The sequence below is a fragment of the Pseudoalteromonas sp. AOP7-A1-14 genome, assembly GCF_052376275.1.
Taxonomy (GTDB): Bacteria; Pseudomonadota; Gammaproteobacteria; order Enterobacterales; family Alteromonadaceae; genus Pseudoalteromonas.
On record NZ_JBQSVO010000272.1, the window covers coordinates 1 to 762 of the forward strand.

Below are 762 nucleotides of genomic sequence, written 5' to 3' on the forward strand. Positions count from 1 at the left end.
ACGTATTGATCGACTACTCAATAACCACGAGCTTTTGCGTGAGTCGACATCGGTTTATGTTCGCTTAAGCCGTTTTGTGGTCACTGAAAAGCATCCCGTCATTTTGGTTGATTGGAGTCATGCAGATACACAAACCAAATACTGTATTCTGCGTGCCAGCATTGCCAGTGAAGGTCGTTCTTTGACCCTGTATCAGGAAAGTGCATTCAGTTTTCAGTATCATTGCCCAAAAGTTCAAAAACGGTTCTTAAAGATGCTCAAACTGATTTTGCCGGGTGACTGCCGGCCCGTCATTGTGACGGATGCGGGCTTTAAAGTTCCTTGGCTCAAAGCCGTGCGAAACAATGGCTGGCATTATATTAGCCGTGTTCGAGGTACGGCACATTTGAAAACGCAGGGCAGCGATGAGTTTGTTCCATGCCAGTCACTATTCAAGAGCAATCAACGTAAGAGCCAGTATCTTGGCGCGACCGAGTTGACCAAAAGTGCAAAATATCAAACTCATGCAGTGCTGGTTGGCAAGGGACATAAGTTATTAAAAAGAGATAAAAAACGTGGTTATAAGGAGCCTTGGCTACTCGTTTCTTCACTTCCAAAGAGGCACCACTTTCTCGAAAAAGTACTCAAATTATATGGTATGAGAATGCAGATAGAAGCAGGATTTCGAGATCAAAAAAGTGTTAGGTTCGGCTTAGGCTCAGATCTGCACAGGACAAACAAACTCTATCGATTAGACATACTGTTGCTGCTTGCCACACTGGC

1 protein-coding gene is annotated in these 762 nt (G+C 44.4%); it reads left to right on the forward strand.

Features of this window, described 5'->3' with window-relative positions; genetic code table 11:
- The coding region (locus ACT3RM_RS18070) for an IS4 family transposase (protein ID WP_444511542.1) at window positions 1–762 on the forward strand (762 nt) is incomplete at both ends.